Annotated in this window: 24 protein-coding genes; 9 read left to right on the forward strand and 15 right to left on the reverse strand. The window is 62.3% G+C overall.

Annotated features, from left to right (window positions below):
* Positions 1-183: 183 nt before the first annotated feature.
* Positions 184-1,032, reverse strand: a complete 849-nt coding sequence (locus AC07SI_RS27375) for a MaoC family dehydratase (protein ID WP_495006906.1) — start codon at positions 1,030-1,032, stop codon at positions 184-186.
* Between the two features lie 2 nt (positions 1,033-1,034).
* Positions 1,035-2,387, reverse strand: coding sequence for a 3-oxoacyl-ACP reductase (locus AC07SI_RS27380; RefSeq protein WP_495006907.1), 1,353 nt, complete (start codon positions 2,385-2,387; stop codon positions 1,035-1,037).
* Between the two features lie 118 nt (positions 2,388-2,505).
* Between AC07SI_RS27380 and AC07SI_RS27385 the strand changes: the two genes are divergently transcribed.
* Together AC07SI_RS27385 and AC07SI_RS27390 are read left to right on the forward strand one after the other, a co-directional pair.
* Positions 2,506-3,783, forward strand: a complete 1,278-nt coding sequence (locus AC07SI_RS27385) for an acetyl-CoA C-acetyltransferase (RefSeq protein WP_106805259.1) — start codon at positions 2,506-2,508, stop codon at positions 3,781-3,783.
* A 134-nt stretch (positions 3,784-3,917) separates the two neighbouring features.
* Positions 3,918-4,817 (forward strand): PA4780 family RIO1-like protein kinase, encoded by a 900-nt coding sequence (locus AC07SI_RS27390; protein WP_065900351.1) that lies wholly within the window; start codon positions 3,918-3,920, stop codon positions 4,815-4,817.
* Positions 4,818-4,967: 150 nt separating this feature from the next.
* Here AC07SI_RS27390 and cueR read toward each other — a convergent pair whose 3' ends face one another.
* The 3 genes from cueR to AC07SI_RS27405 all read right to left on the reverse strand — a co-directional run bounded on the left by cueR (position 4,968) and on the right by AC07SI_RS27405 (position 8,014).
* On the reverse strand, positions 4,968-5,369 hold the full coding sequence (gene cueR / locus AC07SI_RS27395; RefSeq protein ID WP_065900353.1) for a Cu(I)-responsive transcriptional regulator: 402 nt from the start codon (positions 5,367-5,369) through the stop codon (positions 4,968-4,970).
* Positions 5,366-7,567 (reverse strand): heavy metal translocating P-type ATPase, encoded by a 2,202-nt coding sequence (locus AC07SI_RS27400; RefSeq protein WP_065900355.1) that lies wholly within the window; start codon positions 7,565-7,567, stop codon positions 5,366-5,368. The genes cueR and AC07SI_RS27400 overlap by 4 nt, the downstream gene beginning before the upstream one ends.
* A 66-nt stretch (positions 7,568-7,633) precedes the next feature.
* Positions 7,634-8,014, reverse strand: a complete 381-nt coding sequence (locus AC07SI_RS27405; RefSeq protein WP_106805257.1) for a hypothetical protein — start codon at positions 8,012-8,014, stop codon at positions 7,634-7,636.
* 147 nt (positions 8,015-8,161) lie between these two features.
* Here AC07SI_RS27405 and AC07SI_RS27410 point away from each other — a divergent pair, with 147 nt between their 5' ends.
* The gene (locus tag AC07SI_RS27410) at positions 8,162-8,359 is read left to right on the forward strand and encodes a heavy-metal-associated domain-containing protein (RefSeq protein WP_106805256.1); all 198 of its coding nucleotides are present in this window, start codon (positions 8,162-8,164) and stop codon (positions 8,357-8,359) included.
* An 85-nt stretch (positions 8,360-8,444) separates the two neighbouring features.
* A complete protein-coding gene (locus AC07SI_RS27415) occupies positions 8,445-9,638 on the forward strand; it encodes a multidrug effflux MFS transporter (protein WP_065900361.1) in 1,194 nt (397 codons plus the stop codon).
* A gap of 8 nt (positions 9,639-9,646) precedes the next feature.
* Here the strand turns inward: AC07SI_RS27415 and AC07SI_RS27420 are convergent, their stop codons facing one another.
* The 3 genes from AC07SI_RS27420 to AC07SI_RS27430 all read right to left on the reverse strand — a co-directional run bounded on the left by AC07SI_RS27420 (position 9,647) and on the right by AC07SI_RS27430 (position 11,307).
* Entirely contained in the window at positions 9,647-9,829 is a 183-nt protein-coding gene (locus tag AC07SI_RS27420) for a hypothetical protein (RefSeq protein ID WP_027607955.1), read from the reverse strand.
* Between the two features lie 145 nt (positions 9,830-9,974).
* Positions 9,975-10,988 carry a zinc-binding alcohol dehydrogenase family protein gene (locus AC07SI_RS27425; protein WP_065900365.1) on the reverse strand — a complete coding sequence of 338 codons (1,014 nt, stop codon included), beginning with the start codon at positions 10,986-10,988 and terminating at the stop codon, positions 9,975-9,977.
* 25 nt (positions 10,989-11,013) lie between these two features.
* Positions 11,014-11,307: a putative quinol monooxygenase gene (locus AC07SI_RS27430; protein ID WP_065900367.1), complete on the reverse strand. Its 294-nt coding sequence runs from the start codon at positions 11,305-11,307 to the stop codon at positions 11,014-11,016.
* Between the two features lie 116 nt (positions 11,308-11,423).
* Between AC07SI_RS27430 and vimR the strand changes: the two genes are divergently transcribed.
* Together vimR and AC07SI_RS27440 are read left to right on the forward strand one after the other, a co-directional pair.
* Positions 11,424-12,353, forward strand: coding sequence for a transcription regulator VimR (gene vimR, locus AC07SI_RS27435; RefSeq protein WP_495006908.1), 930 nt, complete (start codon positions 11,424-11,426; stop codon positions 12,351-12,353).
* Between the two features lie 134 nt (positions 12,354-12,487).
* A complete protein-coding gene (locus AC07SI_RS27440; protein ID WP_262135940.1) occupies positions 12,488-13,183 on the forward strand; it encodes an ArsR/SmtB family transcription factor in 696 nt (231 codons plus the stop codon).
* Between the two features lie 107 nt (positions 13,184-13,290).
* On the opposite strand, the gene AC07SI_RS27445 is transcribed toward AC07SI_RS27440, so the two are convergent.
* The gene (locus AC07SI_RS27445) at positions 13,291-14,244 is read right to left on the reverse strand and encodes an adenosine deaminase (protein WP_012722045.1); all 954 of its coding nucleotides are present in this window, start codon (positions 14,242-14,244) and stop codon (positions 13,291-13,293) included.
* A 193-nt stretch (positions 14,245-14,437) separates the two neighbouring features.
* Between AC07SI_RS27445 and AC07SI_RS27450 the strand changes: the two genes are divergently transcribed.
* Positions 14,438-15,529 (forward strand): calcium:cation antiporter, encoded by a 1,092-nt coding sequence (locus AC07SI_RS27450; protein ID WP_065900373.1) that lies wholly within the window; start codon positions 14,438-14,440, stop codon positions 15,527-15,529.
* A gap of 139 nt (positions 15,530-15,668) precedes the next feature.
* Here the strand turns inward: AC07SI_RS27450 and AC07SI_RS27455 are convergent, their stop codons facing one another.
* From AC07SI_RS27455 to AC07SI_RS27480, 6 genes are all read right to left on the reverse strand, one after another.
* On the reverse strand, positions 15,669-17,027 hold the full coding sequence (locus AC07SI_RS27455) for an 8-oxoguanine deaminase (protein ID WP_282398116.1): 1,359 nt from the start codon (positions 17,025-17,027) through the stop codon (positions 15,669-15,671).
* Positions 17,028-17,208: 181 nt separating this feature from the next.
* Positions 17,209-17,895, reverse strand: a complete 687-nt coding sequence (locus AC07SI_RS27460; RefSeq protein WP_495006909.1) for an SDR family oxidoreductase — start codon at positions 17,893-17,895, stop codon at positions 17,209-17,211.
* A gap of 56 nt (positions 17,896-17,951) precedes the next feature.
* A complete protein-coding gene (locus AC07SI_RS27465) occupies positions 17,952-18,533 on the reverse strand; it encodes an IMPACT family protein (RefSeq protein ID WP_106805251.1) in 582 nt (193 codons plus the stop codon).
* An 11-nt stretch (positions 18,534-18,544) separates the two neighbouring features.
* The gene (locus AC07SI_RS27470; RefSeq protein WP_065900379.1) at positions 18,545-19,204 is read right to left on the reverse strand and encodes a TetR/AcrR family transcriptional regulator; all 660 of its coding nucleotides are present in this window, start codon (positions 19,202-19,204) and stop codon (positions 18,545-18,547) included.
* 87 nt (positions 19,205-19,291) lie between these two features.
* Positions 19,292-20,686: a uracil-xanthine permease family protein gene (locus AC07SI_RS27475; RefSeq protein WP_065900381.1), complete on the reverse strand. Its 1,395-nt coding sequence runs from the start codon at positions 20,684-20,686 to the stop codon at positions 19,292-19,294.
* 87 nt (positions 20,687-20,773) lie between these two features.
* Complete coding sequence (locus tag AC07SI_RS27480) at positions 20,774-21,694, reverse strand: LysR family transcriptional regulator (RefSeq protein ID WP_065900383.1); 921 nt, start codon at positions 21,692-21,694, stop codon at positions 20,774-20,776.
* Between the two features lie 125 nt (positions 21,695-21,819).
* On the opposite strand from AC07SI_RS27480, the gene aptA reads away from it, so the two are divergent.
* Positions 21,820-23,169, forward strand: coding sequence for an omega-aminotransferase AptA (aptA, locus tag AC07SI_RS27485; RefSeq protein ID WP_065900385.1), 1,350 nt, complete (start codon positions 21,820-21,822; stop codon positions 23,167-23,169).
* A gap of 39 nt (positions 23,170-23,208) precedes the next feature.
* On the forward strand, positions 23,209-24,702 hold the full coding sequence (locus AC07SI_RS27490; RefSeq protein WP_495006910.1) for a CoA-acylating methylmalonate-semialdehyde dehydrogenase: 1,494 nt from the start codon (positions 23,209-23,211) through the stop codon (positions 24,700-24,702).
* The last annotated feature ends 255 nt before the right edge of the window (positions 24,703-24,957 follow it).

A 24,957-nucleotide genomic window follows, 5' to 3' on the forward strand; every position in this document is an offset into this window, starting at 1 on the left:
CTACTTGGTATTAACGATTTATATACGGCGCGGATGTACCGGTTAAGCGACTAATACCAAGGGTATAAGGGGTGGATGTATCAAGATATATATGTATTAAAAATCAAAGAGTTGAATAAAAAAGCGGACTTGAGAAAGTCCGCTATAACCCAGGATGTATATATACAATTAATCAGTGGTTGTTCAGGCGATCGGCTGCCATTTGCCCACCATGTGTTCAATGTCACCCGCGCCTTTCAACACTAACTCCCCGCTGGACCCGGGCGCACTGGCCCATAAGGTGACCTCACTGGGCAGGCGTACCGGCTTCTTGAACTCGACGTTTATCTCGATGTTCGCGGCCGGCAGGTGTTCACCCAAGGCCGCCAGGGTGTGCGCCTTGTTCCACAGTCCGTGGGCGATGGCCTGGGGGAAGCCGAACAGCTTGGCCGTGAGCGCGCTGAGATGGATCGGGTTGTAGTCGCCGGACACCCGCGCATACCGGCGGCCGATATCGGCGGGGGCTTTCCAGCGGCTCACTTCGCTGACCTGGGTGGGGGGGGATTGCGCCTCGTCGCTCGCTGCGCCTTCCAGTTTCACGCCGCGACAGAGCATGCGACTCTCGGCCTCCCACAGCAGGCCGAGGGAATCCTCGACGGTGGTCACCAGGTCAAACGTTGCGCCCTTCGCATGCGGCTTGAGGTTTTGCGCATGCACACCAATGAACAGGTCGCTGACACCGCCGAGCGGACGATGAATACGGATGCGATTGCTCAGGTGAATCAACCCCAGCAGCGGAAACGGAAACGATTTGGCCGTGAGCAACTGCATCTGCAAGCCGAACGCGAGGATGTGCGGATAAGTCGCCGGCAGCACTGCGCTCTCGGCAAACCCGCAGACCTTGCGATACGCCGCGACCGCTTTGGGATTGACACTGACCCGGCAGCGCAAGCCCTGCTCGGGCAACGCAGTGCCGGTGATCTTGCGCTTGAGCGCGGCGCGCCAGTACAGCGGCGCGAGAAACGGGGGACTGCCCACTGTCTGCCATTGCATGCTCACGCTCCCAATAGACTTTGCCCACACACCCGCAGCGCTTGCCCGCTGACCGCTCCGGAGCCCGGCTGGCCAAGCCAGGCCACGGCTTCGGCGACGTCTTGTGGCAAGCCGCCCTGGCCGAGCGAACTCATGCGGCGCCCGGCCTCACGCAGGGCGAACGGAATATGCGCGGTCATCTGGGTCTCAATAAAGCCTGGGGCCACGGCGTTGATACTGATCCCCCGTTCTTTGAGCAGCGGCGCCCACGCCTGGGCCAGGCCGATCAACCCGGCCTTGCTCGCGGCATAATTGGTTTGCCCGCGATTGCCGGCGATCCCACTGATGGACGCGAGCAGCACCACGCGCGCGTTGTCATGCAGGGTGCCGCTGTCGAGCAGCGCCTTGGTCAGCACTTGCGGGGCATTCAGGTTGACCGCCAGCACCGCGTCCCAGTATTCCGGGGTCATGTTGGCCAGGGTCTTGTCGCGGGTGATCCCGGCGTTGTGCACCAGGATGTCGAGGCCGTCGGGCAGGTGTTCGATCAACTGGCTGGCGGCGTCTTCGGCGCAGATATCCAGCAGCACGGAACGTGCACCCAGGCGCGCGGCCAGGGCTTCGAGATCGGTCTTGGCCTGGGGCACGTCCAGCAGGATCACCTCGGCCCCGTCGCGGGCCAGGGTTTCGGCGATGGACGCACCAATGCCACGGGCGGCACCGGTGACCAGCGCCTTGCGCCCGGCGAGTGGGCGCGTCCAGTCCTCGACCGGCGTGGCACAGGCCTGCAGGCGGATAACCTGGCCGGAAATGTAGGCGCTCTTGGGCGACAGGAAAAACCGCAGCGCGCCTTCCAGCTGGTCTTCGGCGCCCTCGCCAACGTAGAGCAATTGCAGCACGCCACCGTTGCGCAACTCTTTGGCCAGTGAACGGCTGAAGCCTTCGAGGGCACGCTGGGCGCTGGCGGCAAACGGATCGCCGAGGCTTTCCGGCGCGCGACCGAGGATCACCAGGTGCGCACTGTTATCCAGGTTTTTCAGCAGCGGCTGGAAAAACTCACGCAGTTGCTTGAGCTGGTCGGTGTGCTGCAAGTCGCTGGCGTCGAACACCACCGCCTTGAGTTTGGGCCCGTGGCCGGGAATCCACGCCGGGGCGGTCGAGGCGTCGGTGCCGTAGCTGTAGATCGCGTCAGTGAGCTTATTGGCAAACGGCAGCACCTTGGACGCCAGCGCGCCGCCACCGAGCAACAATGCCCCTTCTACCGGGCGCAGGCGCCCGGCTTGCCAGCGTTCGAGGCGTACCGGTGACGGCAGGCCAATGGCAGCGACCAGGCGATGGCCGAGGCTTGAGTTGGCGAAGTCGATATAACGGTCAGACATGGAACGCTCTCCGAAGACTGGGGTTCAAAGGGTTGACCATCCCAGGGTAGCAGTCGTTCGACTAGGCTCTGTTATCCAACCACAGCAGCCAGCCCATAACAGACCGAGGGAGCTTTTCATGACTCAATTGCGCCGTGTAGCGATCATTGGCGGTAACCGCATTCCTTTCGCCCGTTCCAATGGCCCGTATGCCACGGCGAGCAACCAGGCGATGCTGACTGCGGCCCTGGAGGGCCTGATCGAGCGCTACAACCTGCACGGCCTGCGCATGGGCGAAGTGGCTGCCGGTGCGGTGCTCAAGCACTCGCGCGACTTCAACCTCACCCGCGAATGCGTGCTCGGCTCGCGCCTGTCGCCGCAAACCCCGGCCTACGACATTCAACAGGCCTGTGGCACCGGCCTTGAGGCCGCATTGCTGGTGGCCAACAAGATCGCCCTGGGCCAGATCGAATGCGGGATTGCCGGCGGGGTCGACACCACGTCCGACGCCCCGATCGGCGTGAATGAAGGGCTGCGCAAGCTCCTGCTGCAGGCCAATCGCAGCAAGTCCATGGCGGACAAATTAAAACTCCTGTTACAACTTCGTCCTCATCACCTCAAGCCCGAACTGCCGCGCAATGGCGAACCGCGCACCGGTTTGTCCATGGGCCAGCATTGCGAGTTGATGGCACAGACATGGCAGATCCCTCGCGCCGAGCAAGACCAACTGGCGCTGGAAAGTCACCAGAAAATGGCCGCCGCCTACGCCGAAGGCTGGCACAACGACTTGCTGACGCCGTTTCTCGGCCTGACCCGCGACAACAATCTGCGCCCCGACCTGACCCTGGAAAAACTCGCCGCCCTAAAGCCTGCCTTCGAGCGTAGCGAAAAGGGCACGCTCACCGCTGGCAACTCCACGCCGCTCACCGACGGTGCGTCCCTGGTGCTGCTGGGCAGTGAGGCCTGGGCCCAGGAGCGCGGCTTGCCAATCCTCGCGTATTTGCGCGATGGCGAGGCGGCTGCGGTGGATTTCGTCAACGGTGCCGAAGGCTTGTTGATGGCGCCGGTCTACGCAGTACCGCGCCTGCTGGCGAGGAATGGCCTGACGCTGCAGGACTTCGATTACTACGAGATCCACGAAGCCTTCGCTGCCCAAGTGTTGTGCACGCTCAAGGCCTGGGAAGATGCGGACTACTGCAAGACTCGCCTCGGGCTGGATGCACCGTTGGGCGCCATCGACCGCAGCCGGCTGAACGTCAAGGGCAGCTCCCTGGCAGCCGGCCACCCGTTTGCCGCCACGGGCGGGCGCATTGTCGCCAATCTGGCCAAGTTGCTCGACGCGGCGGGCAAGGGCAGGGGGCTGATTTCGATCTGTGCGGCGGGCGGGCAAGGGGTCACGGCGATCATCGAACGCTGATTGCGATAAAAATTGGCATATTGGATGCATTCTTGACGGGTCAGAGGTCGGTAGCCTCTCCCACCGGCGAGCCGATTGCCGTATAACGAGTGCCATACGCGTATTTGGTAATAAAGGACCCACAATAAAAGCTGATGAAGACTCCTAAACGCATTGAACCCCTGATCGAAGACGGTCTGGTCGACGAAGTGCTGCGCCCACTCATGAGTGGTAAAGAAGCAGCTGTTTATGTGGTGCGCTGCGGCAACGAATTGCGTTGCGCCAAGGTTTACAAGGAGGCGAACAAACGAAGTTTTCGTCAGGCGTCCGAATACCAGGAAGGCCGTAAGGTCCGTAACAGCCGGCAGGCCCGGGCCATGGCCAAGGGCTCAAAGTTCGGCAAGAAAGAAACCGAAGATGCCTGGCAGAACGCTGAAGTGGCGGCGTTGTTCCGCCTGGCCGGTGCGGGCGTTCGCGTGCCCCAGCCGTACGACTTCCTTGAAGGCGTGCTGTTGATGGAGCTGGTAGCCGACGAGTACGGCGATGCAGCACCGCGTCTGAACGACGTGGTGCTGGAGCCGGATCAGGCGCGCGAATACCACGCCTTCCTGATCTCCCAGATCGTGCTGATGCTGTGTACCGGCCTGGTGCACGGTGACCTGTCCGAGTTCAACGTACTGCTCACGCCAACCGGGCCGGTGATCATCGACCTGCCTCAGGCGGTGGATGCGGCGGGCAACAACCACGCGTTCAGCATGCTGGAGCGTGACGTGGGCAACATGGCGTCCTACTTCGGCCGTTTTGCTCCGGAACTGAAGAAGACCAAGTACGCCAAGGAGATGTGGGCGCTGTACGAAGCCGGCACCTTGCACCCGGCCAGCGTGTTGACCGGTGAGTTCGACGAACCGGAAGAGCTGGCGGATGTCGGCGGAGTGATCCGCGAGATCGAAGCGGCGCGCCTGGATGAAGAGCGTCGCCAGGCGATTCGCGCGGCGGACGATGCGCCACCGAGCAAAGTACCTGACGAGCCACCGCCGCCGCCTTGGCTGCAGTGATCCCGCAAAGATGTGGGAGCAGGCTGGTGTAGGCACTGGCTTGCCGGCGATTGCATCACCTCGGTGTGACTGACATACCGAGGTGCCTGCATCGCAGGCAAGCCCGGCTGGCGCCCACATTTTGTTCTGTCTGGGGCGGGTAAAGCTCAGTCAGGCGCAGCAACTGCCCGAAGCCAACTCCTTGAGAATCGGACAATCCGGCCGATGATCGCCCTGGCAATGTTCCACCAGGTCCTGCAGCGTGTCGCGCAGTTGCCCCAACTCCAGAATTTTCTGATTGAGCTCATCGATGTGCTGGCGCGCCAGGGCTTTCACGTCCGCGCTCGCGCGTTGGCGGTCTTGCCACAGGGCCAGCAACTTGCCAACTTCCTCCAGGGAAAACCCCAGGTCCCGTGAGCGTTTGATAAACGCCAGTGTGTGCAAATCGTCGCCGCTGTAGACGCGGTAGCCGCTGTCGGTGCGGTGGGCGGCTTTCAACAGACCAATGGATTCGTAGTAGCGAATCATCTTGGCGCTCAGCCCGCTCTGGCGGGCGGCTTGGCCGATGTTCATGGGCGTTGATCCTCCAGGTCCTTGGGTTTCCAGGTTTTCAACAGTAAGGCATTGCTGACCACGCTGACGCTGGACAAGGCCATGGCCGCGCCCGCGAGCACCGGGTTGAGCAGGCCGAACGCCGCCAGCGGAATGCCGATCAAGTTATACACAAAGGCCCAGAACAGGTTCTGGCGGATCTTTGCGTAGGTCTTGCGGCTGATCTCCAGGGCGGCAGGCACCAGGCGCGGGTCGCCGCGCATCAAGGTGATACCCGCCGCATGCATCGCCACATCGGTGCCGCCGCCCATGGCGATGCCAATGTCGGCAGCCGCCAGGGCCGGGGCATCGTTGATGCCGTCGCCGACCATCGCCACCACGCCGGTTTTTTTCAACTCGGCGACGGTGGCGGCTTTTTCGGCGGGCAGTACTTCAGCGTGCACATCCTCGATGCCCAGCGCCTGCGCAACCACGCGGGCGCTGCCGCGATTGTCACCAGTGAGCAGATGACTGCTGATCTGCTGCGCCTTGAGTTGCTGCACGGCCGCAAGCGCCCCCGGCTTGAGGGTATCGCCAAAGGCAAACAGCCCGAGCACACGCGGTTGCGGGCCTTGCTCGATCAGCCAGGACAAGGTCCGGCCTTCGGCTTCCCAGGCGGTGGCGGAGCCGGACAGTTCACCGGCGTTCAAACCGCTTTCTTCCAGCAGTCGACGGTTACCCAGCGCCAGTTGCCGGCCCGCCAGGGTGCCGGCAATGCCGCGCCCGGTCAGGGCTTGGCTGGCGCTCACATCGGCGACATCCAGTCCTCGTTCGCGGCAGGCATCCAGCACCGCCTTGGCCAGCGGATGTTCACTGCCGCGCTGCAAGGCACCGGCGTGCTGCAGCAATGATGCTTCGTCGCCATCCACCGCCGCCAGGTGCGCAATCCTTGGCGTGCCGGAGGTGAGGGTGCCGGTCTTGTCGAACACCACGGCGCTCACGGCGTGCGCACGCTCCAGGGCTTCGGCGTCCTTGATCAGGATGCCGTAGCGCGCGGCGACGCCGGTGCCGGCCATGATCGCCGTCGGTGTGGCCAGGCCCAGGGCGCACGGACAGGCGATCACCAGCACCGCGACCGCGTTGATGATCGCCGTCTCCAGGGAGGCGCCGTACAGCCACCAGCCCACCAGCGTGATCAACGCCAGCACCAGCACCGCCGGCACGAACACTTGGCTGACTTTATCCACCAGCTTCTGGATCGGAGCCTTGGCGGCCTGGGCGTCTTCCACCAGGCGGATGATCCGTGCCAATACGCTTTCCGCACCCAAGGCGAGGGTGCGCACCAGCAGGCGGCCTTCACCGTTGATGGCGCCGCCGGTGACCGAGTCGCCCGGCTGCTTTGGCACCGGCAGGCTCTCGCCACTGATCAGCGCTTCGTCGGCGTGGCTTTGGCCGTCGACCACTTCACCGTCCACCGGGAAGCGTTCGCCGGGCTTGACCAGCACCAGGTCGCCGCGCTTCAACGCGTTGATCGCGACGTCCTCCTCGCGGCCGTCGACCACGCGAATCGCGCGTTCCGGGCGCAGCGCTTCGAGGGCGCGGATGGCGCTGGCGGTCTGGCGTTTGGCGCGGCTTTCCAGGTATTTGCCGAGCAACACCAGGGCAATCACCACGGCCGAGGCCTCGAAGTACAAATGGGGCATGCTGCCGGCCGGTGCGGTGAGCCACTCATAAATGCTCAGGCCGTAGCCGGCGCTGGTGCCGATGGCCACCAGCAAGTCCATATTCCCGGCACCGGCGCGCACGGCTTTCCAGGCGGCGATATAAAAGCGCGCACCGAAGATGAACTGCACCGGCGTCGCCAGCGCGAACTGCACCCAGGCCGGCAGCATCCAGTGCAGGCCGAAAGGCTCCACCAGCATCGGCAGTACCAACGGCAGCGCCAGCAGGATCGCCAGCAGCAATGCCCAGCGCTCGCGGTGCAGGCGCCGGGCCTGGTCGACCTCGGTGGCGGCTTCGCTCTGGGGCAGGCTGGCGCTGTAGCCGGCCTTGTCGACGGCGGCGATCAACACGTTCGGGTCCATCTGGCCGAGCACTTCAACATGCGCGCGTTCGTTGGCCAGGTTGACGCTGACGCTTTGCACCCCCGGCACTTTGCCCAGCGCGCGTTCGACGCGCCCGGCGCAGCTGGCGCAGGTCATGCCGCCGATGGGCAGGTCAAAGGTGGTGGATCCATTCATGGGGCAGTCCTCCAGGAGAAGTTGTCCCTAGGATCAACCTTGACCTGTGGGGAAGGTCAAGCGCCTTTAATATTCCAGTGCGGCAGGCTTGAGGTACATACCGTCCGGGCCCTGCGCGATGCGCAATTTGCGTACGTCGCCGACCTTCAGCGTGATGTTCTGCGCCGGTGGCGCGAGCATGCCCGGCAGGCAGCCCGGGGACTGGCCCGGCAACAGCTTCAGGCGTAGCGACACGTTGCCGGCGGGCAAGTTGAATGAGGTGGATTGCTCCTGGAACAGCCGGCCTGCCAGCTGGTCCTGGATATATAGGCCGATTTCGCAATTGGTCGGCACTTCCAGGCGTTCGCGGGAAATGATCAGCACCGCATAGTCTTCTGCGGCACTGGCCGTGGGCGCAACGGCAGACAAGCTCATCAGGCCGACAAGGCCAAAAAACGACCAGCGCATGGCGAATGCTCCGTGGATTGAATCAAAGATGAGTGAAGCTTGGCCGACGTCGCCGCCGAATACCAGCCCGGCAGATCATCCTGGAACTTGACCTTGCCATCGTGGCAAGGTCGAGACTGGGTTCAACCTCATCAAAGGAGTCATGTCATGCAAGTATTCAGCGTTGAAGGAATGACCTGCGGCCATTGCGTTCGGGCCGTCACCCAGGCGGTGCAGAACGAGGACCCGGCCGCGAGCGTGAAGGTCGACCTGGCGGCGAAGGAAGTGGGGGTGGAAAGCCGTCTGTCTGCCGAGCAGGTGATCAGCCTGATCAGCGAAGAAGGCTACAGCGCCAAGCTCGCGTGATCCGCTCAAATAGTTAGCGAGCTATCGTGTTAAATGCACCCAAGCGCGGCTAGACTGTCGGGCTGCCGACACACTTGGGTGCCTGATGAACCTCCGTATAATCCTGATTCTGGGTGCCTTGAGCGCCTTCGCGCCGCTGGCGATCGATTTTTATCTGCCGGGCTTTCCAGCCATGGCCACCGCGTTCGCGACCGACGAAAAACACATCCAGCTGACCCTGGCGGTGTATTTCGGCGGCCTGGCCATCGGCCAATTGATCTACGGTCCGCTGGCGGACCGCTTTGGTCGGCGCGGCCCGCTGCTCAGCGGCGTGACCCTGTTTACCCTGGCCTCCTTCGCCTGCGCCTTTGCGCCGTCATTGGAATGGCTGATCGGCGCGCGCTTCGTGCAGGCCCTCGGCGGTTGCGCCGGCATGGTGATTTCCCGCGCGGTGGTCAGCGACAAATGTGATGCGGTGGGCTCGGCCAAAGTGTTTTCCCAACTGATGCTGGTCACCGGCCTGGCGCCGATCCTCGCGCCGTTGGCCGGTGGGCTGATGGTCGGCTTGTGGGGCTGGCAGTCGATTTTCCTGGCGCTGTCGATCTTCAGCGTAATGGCCGCCGTCGCCGTGGCCGTGGGGTTGCCCGAGACGTTCCCGGCCCATCAACCACGCCAGCCTTTGTCTGGATCGCTGCGTCGCTACGGTTCGCTGCTGTCAGACCGGGTCTACCTCGGCTATGCGCTGACCGGCGGCATCTCGATTGCCGGGATGTTTGCCTACATCGCCGGTTCGCCTTTCGTGTTTATCAAGTTGTATGGCGTGCCCGCCGAGCATTACGGCTGGGTCTTCGGTTCCAACGCAGCCGGCTTTATCCTGATGGCCCAGGTGAACGCACGCCTGCTGGCCAAGCGCGGCCCGGCGTTTTTACTGTCGCGCACGGTCTGGCTTTACATGCTGGCCGCGTTGACGCTGCTGGGTATCGCAGCCTTGCGCACCGACGCGCTGTGGCCGCTGCTGGTGCCGCTGTTTATCTGCATCGCGAGCCTGGGCTGCATTTTGCCCAACACCTCGGCCTGCGCCATGGCTGGGCAGGGCGCCCGGGCGGGCAGTGCTTCGGCGTTGCTCGGCTGCATCCAGTTTGGCGTGGCGGCCGGCGCCGCGTCGTTGGTCGGTGTATTGCACGACGGCACGGCGATGCCGATGGCCATGGTCATCAGCTTGTGCGGTGTATTGGCGGTGACGATTGCGATGTCGACCCAGCGCCTGCAACGGGCGAGGGCCCTGCAGGCGCAGGCCTGAAATGCGGGTCAGCCAGCGGCGGAACGTTGCTGGCTGAGCGGGAAGCGGTGGGGCGCCTGGATACGGGCTTGCAAGGTGTCGGCAAAGGCTCGGGCCTCGGCTTCACTGCGAAACGTAAACGCGTCGCCGTCGAGACGAACTTGCCATTTATTGCCTGGGGATTTTGCTAACGCTTTTATCAGGATTTTCATTGCTGACTTCCTCACGTAAAAGAATCGTGGCAAAGGCGGCCAATATAAACCCGAATACGCTCACAAATATGACAAAGATCAACTCTCTGACTAGCGGCGTCGTCCCTTACCTACAGGAATAAGGGACGACGCTGACAGACCGTTTTTAGAAGCCTTCCAGCACGATCTTGCCCTTGGCCTTGCCGCTTTCCAGCAGCGCATGGGCGCGGCGCAGGTTCTCGGCGTTGATCACGCCGAAGTGCTCGCCCACCGTGGTTTTCAAGGTACCGGCGTCGATCAGCTCGGCCACGCGGTTGAGCAGGTTGTGCTGCTCGATCATGTCCGGAGTCTCGAACATCGAGCGCGTGTACATGAACTCCCAGTGCAGCGACAGGCTCTTGCGCTTGAGTGTGCTCACGTCCAGCGCCTTGGGATCGTCAATCAGTGCCAGCTTGCCCTGGGGTTGCAGGGCTTCCACCAGTTGTTCGAGGTGATGGTCGGTCTGGGTCAGGCTGGCAACGTGGGTCACCTGCGGGTGGCCGGCGGCTTTCAGCGCTTCGCTCAGCGGTTGGCTGTGGTCGATCACCAGGTCGGCGCCGAGGTCCTTGGCCCAGGCCTGGGTTTCCGGGCGCGAGGCGGTGCCGATGACTTTCAGTGCTGTCAGTTGGCTGGCCAACTGGGTCAGGATCGAACCCACGCCACCGGCCGCGCCGACGATCAGCAGGCTCTGGCCCTCGTCCTCTTTACTCTCACGGACCTGCAGGCGCTCGAACAGCAGTTCCCAGGCGGTGATGGCGGTCAGGGGCAGCGCGGCAGCCTCGGCAAAACCCAGGCTCTTGGGCATATGGCCGACGATGCGCTCGTCCACAGTGTGCAACTCGCTGTTGCCACCTGGGCGCACCAGGGAGCCAGCGTAGAACACCTTGTCGCCGGCCTTGAACAGTGTCACTTCGCTGCCGACGGCCTTGACCACACCGGCCACATCCCAGCCCAGCACCTTGGCGTCGCCGTTTTCCGGGGCGACGTTCTGGCGGACCTTGGTGTCCACCGGGTTGACCGAGATGGCTTTGACTTCCACCAGCAGGTCGCGTGGACCGGCGACCGGTGCTGGCAGTTCGATGTCTTGCAGGGCGCTGGGATCGTTAATCGGCAGGGATGCGTAGTAGGCAATGGCTTTCATGATGGCTCCGGAAAAAGGGCAGTGATCAGGCGAGAAATTTCAGGCGCTTGAGTTCGAAGTGTTCGATCACATCGGCGGCCTTGGCGCGAAAACTCTGGATGTGTGCGCTCTGGTCGTGGTCGGCCAGTGCGGCGTCATCGGCCCAGCGTTCGAGCATGTAGAAGGTCTCGGGGTGTTGCAGGTCCTGGTGCAGGTCGTACTGCTCGCAACCGGCTTCCAGGCGAGTGGGTTCCAGCAGGCCGCGCAGCAGGGTTTCCAGGGTGGCCTGTTGGCCGGGCTTGGCGATCAGCGTGGCAATGACGTTAAAGGCAGTGGACATGGCAACTCCAGACACGTGATGAACGGGATGCACAGATGATTGGCTATTTCCCGTGAAGATAAAAGCGGCTAAAACAGCAGTCTGTTTCAACGAAATTTTGATAATGGATGGGATGCATGCTGCGTTTTGACGATTTGCAGTTGTTTGTTCGCGCAGCCGACCTGGGCAGCCTTTCGGCTGCAGCGCGGGTCATGGACCTGTCGCCCGCCGTGGCCAGCGCAGCACTCAAGCGGATTGAAGAGCAACTGGGCACGCGCCTGCTGGCCCGGTCCACGCGCAGCCTGCGCCTGACTGCCGAAGGCGAGGGTTTCCTCGAATACGCGCGCGCCGCGTTGGGCGCGCTGGATGAGGGGCGGCGCCTGTTGGCCAGCGGCCAGGACCATGTCAGCGGCGTGCTGCAACTGTCAGCGCCGTCGGATTTCGGCCGCAACCAGCTGCTGCCGTGGCTGGATGAGTTCCAGCGTGAACACCCGCAACTCACCGTACGTTTATTGTTGGGTGATCGGATCGCCGACCTGTTCCGCCAGCCGGTGGATATCGCCTTGCGTTATGGCGAGCCGGAGGACTCAAGCCTGATTGCGCTGCCCGTGGCTCCCGAGAATGTCCGAGTGCTGTGTGCCGCGCCCAGCTACCTCGCACGCCACGGGGAGCCTCGGCACCTGGAACAATTGGCCCAGCACAACTGCCTGTTGTACATGCTCGGCAGCCGGGTCCACGACCATTGGAGTTTCCACGACGGCAAGCGCGAAGTCAGCCTGACGGTCTCGGGTGATCGCTTCAGCGACGACGCCGACGTGGTGCGGCGCTGGACGGTGGCTGGCGTGGGCATTGCCTACAAGTCATGGCTGGATGTGAGCACCGACGTGCTGGCCGGGCGCCTGCGATTGATCCTGCCGGAGCTGCGCGGCGAGCGAACGCCACTGAATCTGCTGTGCGCGCACCGTGCGCAGTTGAGTAAACCCATCAACCTGCTGCGGGAAATGCTTGTGGCTCGCTGTGCGACATTGACCGCGCAAAGGCCAGAGCGCCCGCGCGCTTCGCAGTAGCCTCCATCAAAGCAGGAAATTTCACTCAGAGCCTGTCCCTATCCGTGCTGTCGGACGTCGCGGAACCGCGGGTTTGCGCACCTATACTTCGGCACCAACCGCAGCAGATAAATGATTCAACAGGGAGTGGATAGATGGAACAGGCACCTTGCATCAGTCAGATCGCCAGCTTGCTCGCCGAGCCCAAGCGTACCGCCATGCTATGGGCATTGATGGACGGCTCGGCCAAGTCTTGCGCCGAACTGGCCTCCCTCGCCGAGCTGTCACCGGCGTCCGCCACTGCACACCTGGCACGGCTGACCGGCAGCGGCCTGCTGCGGGTCGAAGCTCGACGCGGCCAGCGGCTGTTTCGCATGGCGGCAGCGGACGTCAGCAGCGCCATCGATGCCCTGGCCACGACGACCATGGCCAGTGCCGTGCGTTCTGCCCCCGAGTCGTCGCCCCCGGCCTTGATGGCGCCTGCGTCGCTGCGCCACGCACGGTTATGCCATGGTCACCTGGGCGGCGAGCTGGCGGCGGGGTTGTATCAACGGATGATCGACGCAGGGTGGATCGAGCGCGCTGAGCAGCGCACCGACGTCACGTTCAAGGGCGCGCAGCGTTTGGCGAGGCTGGGTATTTTCACGCCGGCGCTGGCGTCACCGCTGGTGTGCGATTGTTTTGACTGGAGCCAGCATCAACCGCACCTGGGAGGGGCGTTGGGTGCGGGGTTGCTACAACTGTTTGTGCAGTCGGGCTGGATTCGCGCGGTCAACGAGTCCCGCGCCTTGCTGGTCAGCGAGACCGGGCTGGCGGAAATCACTCGGCTCGCGGCGCCGGAGCAGGCTTGAGGTGAAGAGGTCGCCGTTGGAGCGGGCTTGCTCGCAAAGGCGGCGTGTCAGTCACTCGGTGTTTGACTGATCTGCCGCCTTCGCCAGCAAGCCCGCGTCCGGCAACGTCAGGGTTTTACCAGTCGCGCGTCCAGGCTGTTCTGCGCCAGGCGTTTGGCCTGGTCCTGGGTCATGCCCAGCGAGGTGTACAGCGCGTGGAAGTTCTCGGTGACATAGCCGCCGAAGTACGCCGGATCATCCGAGTTGACCGTCACCTTCACGCCACGCTCGAGCATGTCGAGGATGTTGTGCTGCGCCATGTCGTCGAACACGCACAGTTTGGTGTTGGACAACGGGCATACGGTCAGCGGGATCTGCTCGTCGATGATGCGCTGCATCAGGCGTTCGTCTTCGATGGCGCGCACGCCATGGTCGATACGCTGGATTTTCAGCAGGTCGATGGCTTCCCAGATGTACTCGGGCGGGCCTTCTTCGCCGGCGTGGGCGACAGTGAGGAAGCCTTCGTGGCGGGCGCGGTCGAACACGCGCTGGAACTTGCTCGGCGGGTGGCCCATTTCCGAACTGTCCAGGCCCACGGCCACGAACGCGTCACGGAACGGCAGCGCCTGGTCGAGGGTTTTCTCGGCCTCGGCTTCGCTCAGGTGGCGCAGGAAGCTGAGGATCAAGCCGCTGGTGATCCCCAGTTGCTGCTCGCCATCTTTGAGGGCCGCGGCGATACCGTTGAGCACCACTTCGAACGGGATGCCACGGTCGGTATGGGTCTGCGGGTCGAAGAACGGTTCGGTGTGGATCACGTTCTGTTCTTTGCAGCGCAGCAGGTAGGCCCAGGTCAGGTCATAGAAATCCTGGGAGGTGCGCAGCACGTCGGCGCCCTTGTAATACAGGTCGAGAAACTCTTGCAGGTTGTTGAAGGCGTAGGCCTTGCGCAGGGTTTCAACGTCGTTCCACGGCAGCGCGATCTTGTTGCGCTCGGCCAGGGCGAACAGCAGCTCAGGCTCCAGCGAGCCTTCCAGGTGCAGGTGCAATTCAGCCTTGGGCAGGGCGTTGAGCCAATCGTACATTTCTATAATTCTCATCAGGTGCAATGGCGGCATTCTACAGGTCATGGCTGAAATAATCGGCAAAACCTGACCGGCAGAAGAGTTTTGGTGGGTTCGCGCAAGGGCCGCGTGAACTAAGGTGTAACGAAACGTTAGCGGCGTGACGCAGTCTGTACCCCATCAATGACTGATTTGCCGTCCTAAAAGGCCCGGAATGCTCACATCCCTCAAGCAAGAAAAATTCATGTTGCTGGCGCTGATTGCCGCCATCGCCGCCTACCCGTTGGAGCACTGGATGCTGCACAGCGGGCAGATGGTCGCGCTGCTGGCCGGCGTGGTGCTGATTGCGTTTATCGTGGTGGCCTCGATGCGCGTGGCTCACCATGCCGAGCAGTTGGCGGAAAAGGTCGGCGACCCCTACGGCACGATGATCCTGACCCTCGCCGCCGTACTGGTGGAAGTGGTGATCCTGGCGATCATGATGAGTAATGAGCCGTCGCCGACCCTGGTACGCGACACCATCTATTCGGCAGTGATGCTCGATATCAACGGCATCCTCGGCCTGGCGGCGTTGATGGGCGGCATCAAGCATGGCGAACAGTCCTACAACGATGATTCGGCACGCACCTACAGCGTGATGATCCTCACCGCCATGGGCGTGTCGATGGTGGTGCCGGAATTTATCCCCGAGGCCGACTGGAAAATCTACTCGGCCTTCACCATCGGTGCGATGGTGGTGCTCTACACCCTGTTCCTGAGAATGCAGGTAGGGCCGCACAGTTATTTCTTCAGCTACAGCTACCCGGAAAAGCGTCGCAAGAAACTGCCGGAAGAGGAGCAGGCGCCGCCGGTGAACCTGGCGTTCTCCATCGGCACCCTGGTGTTTGGCGTGATTGTGATTGGCGCACTGGCCGAGGTGATGTCCAAGACGCTCGACCTGGGCCTGGAAGGTACGGGAGCACCACCGGTCATCACTGCGATTGTGGTTGCGGCGATTTCAGCGGCACCGGAAATCCTGACGGCCTTGCGCGCCGCCCTGGCCAACCGCATGCAATCGGTGGTCAACATCGCGTTGGGTGCATCCTTGTCGACGGTGATCCTGACGGTGCCGGTGATGGAGGCCATGGCGCTCTACACCGGCCAGCCGTTCCAGATGGCAATGACGCCGGTGCAGACGGTCATGGTGTTTATCACGCTGATCGTCAGCGCGATCAACCTCAACGATGGCGAAACCAACGCTATCGAAGGGATGACCCACTTTGTGCTGTTTGCGACGTTTATCATGCTGTCGTTGCTGGGTTTGTAAACGGCTCTACAGAGCACCCTGGAAACCAGTGTGGGAGCGGGCTTGCTCGCGAAGGCAGTGTGTCAGTCGATGCATAAGCTGACTGATCTACTGCATTCGCGAGCAAGCCCGCTCCCACATGTTGATGGCGTTTCTTCCGTTAAATTGGGTTGATCAGTTCACGCGCCGCCTGGCTGTGATCGGCAATCAAGCCTTTGAGATCCAGGCCTTCAACCTGCCCGTCGATCACACGCCACTGGCCGCCGATCATCACCCGGTCCGCACGGTCTGCACCACACAGCAGCAGGGCGGAAATCGGGTCGTGGCTGCCGGAGAAGCGCAGCTCATCGAGCTTGAACAGCGCCAGGTCGGCCTGTTTGCCAACGGCCAACTCGCCGATATCCGTGCGCCCCAGCAGCTGCGCCGAACCCTTGGTCGCCCAGCCCAGTACGCCTTCTGGCGTGATCTTCTCGGCACCATAACGCAGGCGCTGGATGTACAGGGCCTGGCGGGTCTCGAGAATCATGTTCGAGGCATCATTGGAGGCCGAGCCGTCCACGCCCAGGCCGATAGGCGCGCCGGCGGCGAGCAGGTCCAGGGTCGGACAGATGCCCGACGCCAGGCGCATATTCGAACTCGGGCAGTGGCAGATGCCGGTACCGGCCGCTCCCAGGCGCGCGATTTCATCCGGGTTGAAGTGAATGCCATGGGCCAGCCAGGTGCGCGGGCCGAGCCAGCCGACACTGTCGAGGTAGTCCACCGTGCGCAGGCCGAAACGCTGCAGGCAGAAGTCTTCTTCATCGAGGGTTTCCGCCAAGTGGGTGTGCAGGCGCACATCGAGTTGGTCGGCCAGTTCGGCGCTGGCGCGCATGATTTCCGGCGTGACGGAAAACGGCGAGCAGGGCGCCAGGGCAATCTGGATCTGCGCGCCGTCGCCCCGCTGGTGGTATTCGCGGATCAGGCGTTGGCTGTCGTCAAGGATCACTTGGCCTTGTTGCACCGTCTGCTGTGGCGGCAGGCCGCCGTCGGCTTCTCCCAGGCTCATGGAGCCGCGGGTGAGCATGGCGCGCATGCCCAGTTCGCGCACGCTTTGCACCTGCACATCGATGGCATTTTCCAGGCCGTCGGGGAACAGGTAGTGGTGATCGGCCGCCGTGGTGCAGCCCGAGAGCAGCAGCTCGGCGAGTGCAACTTTAGTGGCCAGCGCGAGTTTTTCCGGGGTCAGCCGTGCCCATACCGGGTACAGGGTTTTCAACCAGGGAAACAACGGCTGGTTGACCACCGGCGCCCAGGCGCGGGTCAGGGTCTGGTAGAAATGGTGGTGGGTGTTGATCAGCCCCGGGAGGATTACGTGTTCGCGCGCGTCGAACACCTGCGCGCAGGGTTGTGCGGGGGCTTGGCCCAAGGGCAGCACCTCGGTGATCACACCGTCTTGCAGCACCAGGCCGCCACGGGCGTCGAGGCCGTTGGCAGTGAAAATAGCGAGGGGGTTTTTTAACCAGATACGGGTCGCAGGCATTGGCCGGCTCCTCTGAATGATGGGTTCAGGTTTGCCAGCTCAGTGTTGCCCTGTCTGCTGATCCAGGGTCGCCGGTGAGGGCGAGGTGCAGAGTCTACTTGTAGTCTATGTTCGGGTCTATCTGTAGGAGCGCGCTGCCTTTGAGACCATCGCCGGCAAACGCTCCCACAGTGGAATGGCGTTACCAGGCGATGGTGTCGCCCTTGTAGTCGATGAAGTGATGACCGCCCTTGCCAGTGTAGGCGTTCACCTGGTCCACCAGGCCGCGCACGCTGGTGTCGACATCGATATGCGCGTTTTCGCCGCCCATGTCGGTCTTCACCCAGCCCGGATGCAGCGACAGCACGGTGAGCTTGTGGTCACCGAGTTGCGTGATAAAGCTGTTGGTCATCGAGTTGAGCGCGGCCTTGCTCGCCTTGTACAGCGCCAGGTCCGAGCCATCGGGGATGGTTACGCTGCCCAGTACCGAACTCATGAACGCCAGCACACCGCTGTCCTTGCGGATCTGCCCGACAAAGCGCTGGGCCAGGTTGATCGGCGCCACGGCGTTGGTGAAGAACAGCTGGCCGACTTCCGCCAGGGTGGCATGACCAGGCTCCTGATTGGCGGGGCCCTTGACGCCGGCGTTGACGAACAGCAGGTCGAAGGTGCGGTCCTTGAGCTGCTGGTTCAGGGCGATCACGGCTTGTTGATCGTCCATGTCGAGCTTCTCGATCTGCACCGGGCCGACGGCTTTGAGGGCATCGGCCTTGTTCGGATCACGCACGGTGGCGGTCACGTCCCAGCCATCCTTGAGCAATTGCTTGACCAGGCCAAGGCCCAGCCCGCGCGAGGCGCCGATGATCAGTGCGGTTTTTGGCGTAGACATGAAGGGCTTCCTTTGAAATCGCGGTTCAGGGAATTCAGTGCACAACAGTAGCAGTTTCAGCGTTGCAGCAGGATACGTCCTCGGCTCAAGTCGGCGAGCTGGGTTTGTAGGGTGTCGATCTGGGTTTCGCCGAGGGCCAGTTGCAGCTCCACGCCGTTGGCGGTGAAGTTTTCCTCGACGACGAGCCCGCCGAGTTCGGCGACGCGCAGCTTGACCAGGTTCAGTTCGGAGAAGCTGCAGGCGCAACTCAGCGGCACGCGGCTGATCAGCTCGATGCGCTCGGCGGCCTGCAGGCATTTATTCGCGCCGCCGCCATAGGCGCGCGCGAGGCCGCCGGTGCCCAGTTGGATGCCGCCGTACCAGCGGATCACCAGCACGGCGACCTGATCGAATCCTTGTGCCTCGATGGCCGCAAGGATCGGCCGCCCAGCGGTGCCGCCAGGTTCACCGTCGTCATTGCTGCGGTATTGATCGGCGAGCTTCCAGGCCCAGCAGTTATGCGTGGCATTCAAGTCGCTGTGTTGCTCGAAAAACGCCTGGGCGTCCTGCGGGCTGGTGATCGGTGCGGCGAGGGTGATAAAGCGGCTTTTGCGAATTTCTTCGCGAAACTCGCAAAGGCCGGTAAGCGTGAAAGGCATAAGTCGCGTCTTCAGGGGGCCGGCTTGACGCCACAGCCTTTGAGAATGATGTGGATCAGGTTGGTCCCGGCGTCTTCCATGTCTTGCTTGGTCAGCTTGGTGCGCCCGGTGACACGGCAGATCTGGGTGGCGAAGTCGGCGTAATGCTGGGTGCTGCCCCACAACAGGAAGATCAGGTGCACCGGGTCGACCGGGTCCATCTTGCCGGCATCCATCCAGGCCTGGAACACCGCCGCCCGGCCGCTGAACCAGGCGCGGTAGTCCTGGCTGAAATATTCGGTCAGGCATTCGCCGCCGCTGATGATCTCCATCGCAAAGATCCGCGAGGCCTGGGGTTGGCGTCGCGAGAATTCCATCTTGGTGCGAATGTAGCGGGTGAGGGCTACAGCCGGGTCGTCATCGGCGGTCAGGGCGTTGAAGGTGCTGTCCCACAACTCCAGGATATTGCTGAGCACCGCGATGTACAGGCCCAGTTTATTGGTGAAGTAGTAATGCAGGTTGGCCTTGGGCAGCCCGGCGCTCGCGGCAATCGTATTCATGCTGGTGCCTTTGTAGCCATGGCGCGCGAACTCATCTTCAGCAGCCTGGAGAATCGCTTGTTCGTTCTTTTGCCGAATGCGGCTGGCGGGTTTACCGGCGGGGTTGCTGTGGGCAGGAACTTCGAGGCTCATGGAGGTTTCCGTGCTGATCGATGATGGCGACGTGTGCACAGATAACCCACCCTCAAGCCTCAGACAAGTCCCGATGCAATAAAACCGTCAAAGCGGTTCCAGGCTGTCGCTTTCCGACGCGCGGTTTGCGGCAACCGAGGTCGCTTTGGTTTCCGGCAGTAATAGGCACAACACAATCGCCGTCAGCCCGCCGCTGGTGATGGCCGAGTCGAACAGGTTCTGCACCAGGACGGGCATCAAGTGCAGCAGGTTGGGTTGGGCGGCAATGCCCAGGCCGACGCCGAATGAAGTGGCGATGATCAGCATGCTGCGCCGGTCCAGCGGCGCCTGGGCCAGGATGCGCACGCCGGCGGCGGCCACGCTGCCGAACATCACCAGGGTCGCACCGCCCAGCACCGGCTTGGGGATCTGCTGCAGCACCGCGCCAATCAACGGGAACAGGCCCAGGGCGAACAGCACCACGCCGATGTACAGCCCGACGTAACGGCTGGCCACGCCAGTGAGTTGGATCACGCCGTTGTTCTGCGCAAAGGTGGTGTTGGGGAAGGCGCTGAAGGTGGCGGCGATCATGCAGCTGACGCCATCGCCGAGCACGCCGCCTTTAAGCCGGCTTATATAAGCAGGGCCGCTGATGGGTTGACGGGCGATCATGCAGTTGGCCGTGAGGTCGCCCACGGTTTCGATACTGCTGATCAGATAAATCAGCGCGATTGGCAGGAATGCGCTCCAGTCGAAGTTGAAGCCGAAGCGAAACGGTATCGGCAGGCTGACCAGAGGCAAATCGGGCAGGGCGTGTGGCACCAGCTTGCCACTGAACCATGCCGCCAGGCTGCCGAGGGCCAACCCGATAATGATGGCCGAGAGGCGCACCCACGGCGTGTTGGAGCGATTGAGCAGGATGATCGTCAGCACCACGAACAGGCCCAGCGCCAAGTTGGTCGGGGCGCCGAAGTCCGGGGCATTGAAGCCGCCGCCCAAATCCGTGATGCCGACCTTGATCAGGCTGATGCCGATCAGCGTGATGACAATCCCGGTGACCAACGGGGTGATGACCCGGCGCAACTGGCCGATGAAACGACTCAGCACGATCTGTACCGCCGCGCCGAAAAAGCACACACCGAAGATCATCGCCAGGATGTCTTCCGGGCTGCCGCCACGTTGCTTGACCAGGAACCCTGCGGACAACACCGCGCCGAGAAACGCAAAGCTGGTGCCCTGCAGGCAGATCATCCCGGCGCCAATGCCGAATGGCCTGCGGGCCTGGATGAAGGTTCCTACGCCGGACACCATCAAAGCCATGCTGATCAGGTAGGGCAAGTGGGCGGTAAGGCCCAGCGTGGACCCGATGATCAGCGGCGGGGTGATGATGCCGACGAAAGCGGCCAACACATGTTGCAAGGCGGCCAGCAGGGAGGGCAGCGGTTTCGGTCGGTCATTCAGGCCGTAGATCAGGTCACTGGGGCTGGTGGATTCTGGTGGCATGGTGGGCAACTCGAGGCGGACGGTTCAAGGTCCTCGTACCCTTGCAAAAAACTGTCCAACTGCTCAGCTTTTTGCGCAGGCCCCGAGTTAGCGCGTTGCTGCCAGGCTTTCCAGGAAACTTTCCAGCACCAAATGAGGGCGACGTCCCTTGCGCGTGACCGATGCGAGGCTCAAATCGTAAAAACGTGTAGTCGGTTTCAGTGCACGCAGTCGGCCTTGTTGCACCCACAGGCTGGCGTAGTGGTCGGGCAGGTAGCCGATGTAGCGACCGGTCAGAATCAGGAACGCCATGCCCTCGCGGTCGGAGGCGCTGGCGGTGCAGTTGAGCGCCTGGTAATGAGCCTGGATCTCGGCGGGCAGGCGGAAGGTGGGGGCGATGGCGTCCTGGGTGTCGATGCGCGCGTCGTCCAGTTGCTTGTCATCGGCATAGAACAGCGGGTGGCCGACGGCGCAGTAGAGCAGCGAGCGTTCGCTGTACAACGGCTGGTATTCGAGGCCGGAGAGGGCGCTGGCCTGGGGCACCACGCCGACGTGCAGGCGACCGTCGAGTACCCCTTGTTCCACTTCATTGGGCGCGATCATGCGGATCTGGATCTGCACGTCCGGGCCGCGTTCCTTCAACTGCGCCAACGCGTGCGTGATGCGCATGTGGGGCAGGGTGACCAGGTTGTCGGTCAGGCCGATGATCAACTCGCCGCGCAGGTGCTGGTGCAGGCCGTTGACCTCGGTACGAAAGCTTTCCAGGGCACTTAATAGCTGCAGCGCCGATTGGTAGACCTCGCGGCCCTCTTCGGTAAGGGAAAAACCGGCGCGGCCGCGCTGACAGAGTCTTAATCCGAGCCGCTGCTCCAGGTCGCTCATCTGCTGGCTGATCGCGGAGCGGCCGATACCGAGCACGGTCTCCGCCGCCGAAAAGCCGCCGCACTCGACCACGCTGCGAAAGATGCGCAGCAGGCGAATATCGAAGTCGCTGACTTGGGCCAGAGGATCGGGTCGACGGCTGCTCATAGTTTAGTAAAGGCCTGACTGAAGGTTAGAAGAGTTGGATTTCACCGACTTTATCCCCGTGGCAATTTAGCTGCAACAACGCTTTTCAATCCCGACGCTGCCTTTTGCCCTGCGAGGTTTTGCTGATGAACATGCCCGAAAACGCCCCTTCGTCCCTGGCCAGCCAACTGAAGTTGGATGCGCACTGGATGCCCTACACGGCCAACCGTAACTTCCAGCGTGACCCACGGTTGATCGTCGCCGCCGAAGGCAGTTGGCTGACGGATGACAAGGGCCGCAAGGTCTACGATTCGCTGTCGGGCCTGTGGACCTGTGGCGCCGGGCACACTCGCAAGGAAATCCAGGAGGCCGTCGCCAAGCAGTTGGGCACCTTGGACTACTCCCCGGGCTTCCAATACGGTCACCCGTTGTCTTTCCAGCTGGCAGAAAAGATCACCGATCTGACCCCGGGCAACCTCAACCACGTGTTCTTCACCGACTCCGGTTCCGAGTGCGCCGACACGGCGGTGAAGATGGTGCGTGCCTACTGGCGCCTGAAGGGCCAGGCCACCAAGACCAAGATGATCGGCCGCGCCCGTGGTTACCACGGGGTGAACATCGCCGGTACCAGCCTGGGCGGCGTCAACGGCAACCGTAAACTGTTTGGCCAGGGCTTGATGGATGTTGACCATCTGCCGCACACCTTGCTGGCGAGCAATGCGTTCTCGCGTGGCATGCCGGAGCAGGGCGGGATTGCCTTGGCCGATGAGCTGCTCAAACTGATCGAGTTGCATGACGCGTCGAACATCGCCGCCGTGTTTGTCGAGCCGATGGCCGGTTCCGCCGGCGTGCTGGTACCGCCACAGGGCTACCTCAAGCGTCTGCGTGAGATTTGCGACCAGCACAACATCCTCTTGGTGTTCGACGAAGTGATCACCGGTTTCGGCCGTACCGGCTCAATGTTCGGCGCCGACAGCTTCGGTGTGACCCCGGACCTGATGTGCATCGCCAAGCAAGTCACCAACGGCGCGATCCCGATGGGCGCGGTGATTGCCAGCAGCGAGATCTATCAGACCTTTATGAACCAGGCGACGCCTGAGTACGCGGTGGAATTCCCTCACGGCTACACCTACTCGGCGCACCCGGTAGCCTGCGCTGCCGGCCTTGCGGCATTGGACCTGCTGCAGAAGGAAAACCTGGTGCAGAGCGTAGCCGAAGTCGCCCCGCACTTTGAGAATGCGCTGCACGGGTTGAAGGGCAGCAAGAACGTGATCGACATTCGTAACTATGGCCTGGCCGGTGCGATCCAGATTGCCCCGCGTGACGGTGATGCGATCGTGCGTCCATTCGAGGCCGGCATGGCGTTGTGGAAGGCCGGTTTCTACGTGCGCTTTGGCGGTGACACCCTGCAGTTCGGGCCAACCTTCAACAGCAAGCCGCAGGACCTGGATCGTCTGTTCGATGCGGTCGGCGAAGTGCTGAACAAGATCGACTGATTTCTCCTTCTATATAGAACAACTTTTCAGGAGCCCTGCATGAGCCTTATCCAGCATTTGATCAACGGTGAGTTGGTCAACGACAGCGGTCGAAGTGCCGACGTCTACAACCCATCCACCGGCCAGGTCATTCACCAGGTGCCGTTGGCCAGCCGTGAAACCATTCAACAGGCGATCGACTCGGCCAAGGCAGCGTTTCCAGCCTGGCGTAATACCCCGCCGGCCAAGCGCGCCCAGGTGATGTTCCGTTTCAAGCAATTGCTGGAGCAGAACGAAGCACGCATCTCGCAGTTGATCAGTGAAGAGCACGGCAAGACGCTGGAAGATGCTGCCGGTGAGCTCAAGCGCGGAATCGAGAACGTTGAGTACGCGTGCTCGGCGCCGGAAATTCTCAAGGGTGAGTACAGCCGCAACGTCGGGCCGAACATTGATGCGTGGTCGGACTTCCAGCCGTTGGGTGTGGTGGCGGGCATCACCCCGTTCAACTTCCCGGCGATGGTGCCGCTGTGGATGTACCCACTGGCGATCGTCTGCGGTAACTGTTTCATCCTCAAGCCGTCCGAGCGCGACCCGAGTTCGACGCTACTGATTGCACAACTGCTGCAGGAAGCCGGTTTGCCCAAAGGCGTGCTGAGCGTGGTGCACGGCGACAAGGGCGCGGTGGATGCGTTGATCGAGGCCCCAGAAGTCAAGGCGCTGAGCTTTGTTGGTTCGACGCCGATTGCCGAATACATCTATGCCGAGGCAACCAAACGCGGCAAGCGCGTCCAAGCCCTGGGCGGCGCGAAGAACCATGCGGTGTTGATGCCGGATGCGGACCTGGATAACGCGGTCAGCGCGTTGATGGGCGCGGCCTATGGTTCCTGTGGCGAGCGTTGCATGGCGATCTCGGTGGCGGTGTGCGTGGGTGATCAGGTGGCGGATGCGTTGATCGCCAAGCTGGTACCGCAGGTCAAGGCGCTGAAGATTGGTGCGGGCACATCCTGCGGCCTGGATATGGGGCCGTTGGTGACGGGGCAGGCACGGGATAAAGTCAGTGGCTATATAGAAGACGGCGCGGCGTCGGGCGCTGAGCTGGTGGTCGACGGGCGTGGTTTGAGTGTTGCCGGGCATGAAGAGGGCTTCTTCCTGGGCGGTAGCCTGTTCGACCGCGTGACGCCTGAGATGCGTATCTATAAGGAAGAGATCTTCGGGCCGGTGCTGTGCGTGGTCCGGGTGAGCAGCCTGGAAGCGGCGATGCAACTGATCAACGATCACGAATACGGTAATGGCACGTGCATCTTCACCCGTGACGGTGAAGCGGCCCGGCTGTTCTGTGACGAGATTGAAGTGGGCATGGTCGGCGTGAACGTTCCATTGCCGGTGCCGGTCGCGTATCACAGCTTTGGTGGCTGGAAGCGTTCGCTGTTTGGCGACTTGCATGCCTATGGGCCGGATGGCGTGCGCTTCTATACCCGTCGCAAGGCGATTACCCAGCGTTGGCCGCAGCGCGCCAGTCATGAAGCGTCGCAGTTTGCCTTCCCTAGCCTGTAAGGCTGGGTAACTAGAAAGCCGGCCCCTTGGGGCCGGCTTTCGCGTTTTTGCGGGCTTTTTGACCGATATGACAGAAATGTGAAAAAAGGTGTTGACGGCAGATTCTGGAAGTCTATAATTCGCCCCACTTCCGGCGCAGTCGAAACGGAAAACTCCTTGATAAACAAAGGGTTACGCGAGATTCGACAGCGACTTGCTTCAGTTCATCGAAGCCCAGAAGGAGTTGGTAGAGCAGAGTTGTTTGGCTCTATTAAC

This window comes from Pseudomonas sp. GW821-FHT05D12, assembly GCF_059419825.1.

Excerpts from the sequence above, each read along its gene's own strand:
- AC07SI_RS27410 (WP_106805256.1), top strand. The coding sequence starts at position 8,162 with ATGCAAGTATTCAGCGTTGAAGGAATGACCTGCGGCCATTGCGTTCGG.
- vimR (WP_495006908.1), top strand. The coding sequence starts at position 11,424 with ATGCTGCGTTTTGACGATTTGCAGTTGTTTGTTCGCGCAGCCGACCTG.
- AC07SI_RS27440 (WP_262135940.1), top strand. The coding sequence starts at position 12,488 with ATGGAACAGGCACCTTGCATCAGTCAGATCGCCAGCTTGCTCGCCGAG.
- AC07SI_RS27445 (WP_012722045.1), bottom strand. The coding sequence starts at position 14,244 with ATGTACGATTGGCTCAACGCCCTGCCCAAGGCTGAATTGCACCTGCAC.
- cueR (WP_065900353.1), bottom strand. The coding sequence starts at position 5,369 with ATGAACATCGGCCAAGCCGCCCGCCAGAGCGGGCTGAGCGCCAAGATG.
- AC07SI_RS27465 (WP_106805251.1), bottom strand. The coding sequence starts at position 18,533 with ATGCCTTTCACGCTTACCGGCCTTTGCGAGTTTCGCGAAGAAATTCGC.
- AC07SI_RS27475 (WP_065900381.1), bottom strand. The coding sequence starts at position 20,686 with ATGCCACCAGAATCCACCAGCCCCAGTGACCTGATCTACGGCCTGAAT.
- AC07SI_RS27420 (WP_027607955.1), bottom strand. The coding sequence starts at position 9,829 with ATGAAAATCCTGATAAAAGCGTTAGCAAAATCCCCAGGCAATAAATGG.
- AC07SI_RS27380 (WP_495006907.1), bottom strand. The coding sequence starts at position 2,387 with ATGTCTGACCGTTATATCGACTTCGCCAACTCAAGCCTCGGCCATCGC.
- AC07SI_RS27405 (WP_106805257.1), bottom strand. The coding sequence starts at position 8,014 with ATGCGCTGGTCGTTTTTTGGCCTTGTCGGCCTGATGAGCTTGTCTGCC.
- AC07SI_RS27390 (WP_065900351.1), top strand. The coding sequence starts at position 3,918 with ATGAAGACTCCTAAACGCATTGAACCCCTGATCGAAGACGGTCTGGTC.
- aptA (WP_065900385.1), top strand. The coding sequence starts at position 21,820 with ATGAACATGCCCGAAAACGCCCCTTCGTCCCTGGCCAGCCAACTGAAG.
- AC07SI_RS27400 (WP_065900355.1), bottom strand. The coding sequence starts at position 7,567 with ATGAATGGATCCACCACCTTTGACCTGCCCATCGGCGGCATGACCTGC.
- AC07SI_RS27415 (WP_065900361.1), top strand. The coding sequence starts at position 8,445 with ATGAACCTCCGTATAATCCTGATTCTGGGTGCCTTGAGCGCCTTCGCG.
- AC07SI_RS27460 (WP_495006909.1), bottom strand. The coding sequence starts at position 17,895 with ATGTCTACGCCAAAAACCGCACTGATCATCGGCGCCTCGCGCGGGCTG.
- AC07SI_RS27470 (WP_065900379.1), bottom strand. The coding sequence starts at position 19,204 with ATGAGCCTCGAAGTTCCTGCCCACAGCAACCCCGCCGGTAAACCCGCC.
- AC07SI_RS27455 (WP_282398116.1), bottom strand. The coding sequence starts at position 17,027 with ATGCCTGCGACCCGTATCTGGTTAAAAAACCCCCTCGCTATTTTCACT.
- AC07SI_RS27425 (WP_065900365.1), bottom strand. The coding sequence starts at position 10,988 with ATGAAAGCCATTGCCTACTACGCATCCCTGCCGATTAACGATCCCAGC.
- AC07SI_RS27490 (WP_495006910.1), top strand. The coding sequence starts at position 23,209 with ATGAGCCTTATCCAGCATTTGATCAACGGTGAGTTGGTCAACGACAGC.
- AC07SI_RS27450 (WP_065900373.1), top strand. The coding sequence starts at position 14,438 with ATGCTCACATCCCTCAAGCAAGAAAAATTCATGTTGCTGGCGCTGATT.
- AC07SI_RS27375 (WP_495006906.1), bottom strand. The coding sequence starts at position 1,032 with ATGCAATGGCAGACAGTGGGCAGTCCCCCGTTTCTCGCGCCGCTGTAC.
- AC07SI_RS27385 (WP_106805259.1), top strand. The coding sequence starts at position 2,506 with ATGACTCAATTGCGCCGTGTAGCGATCATTGGCGGTAACCGCATTCCT.
- AC07SI_RS27480 (WP_065900383.1), bottom strand. The coding sequence starts at position 21,694 with ATGAGCAGCCGTCGACCCGATCCTCTGGCCCAAGTCAGCGACTTCGAT.
- AC07SI_RS27430 (WP_065900367.1), bottom strand. The coding sequence starts at position 11,307 with ATGTCCACTGCCTTTAACGTCATTGCCACGCTGATCGCCAAGCCCGGC.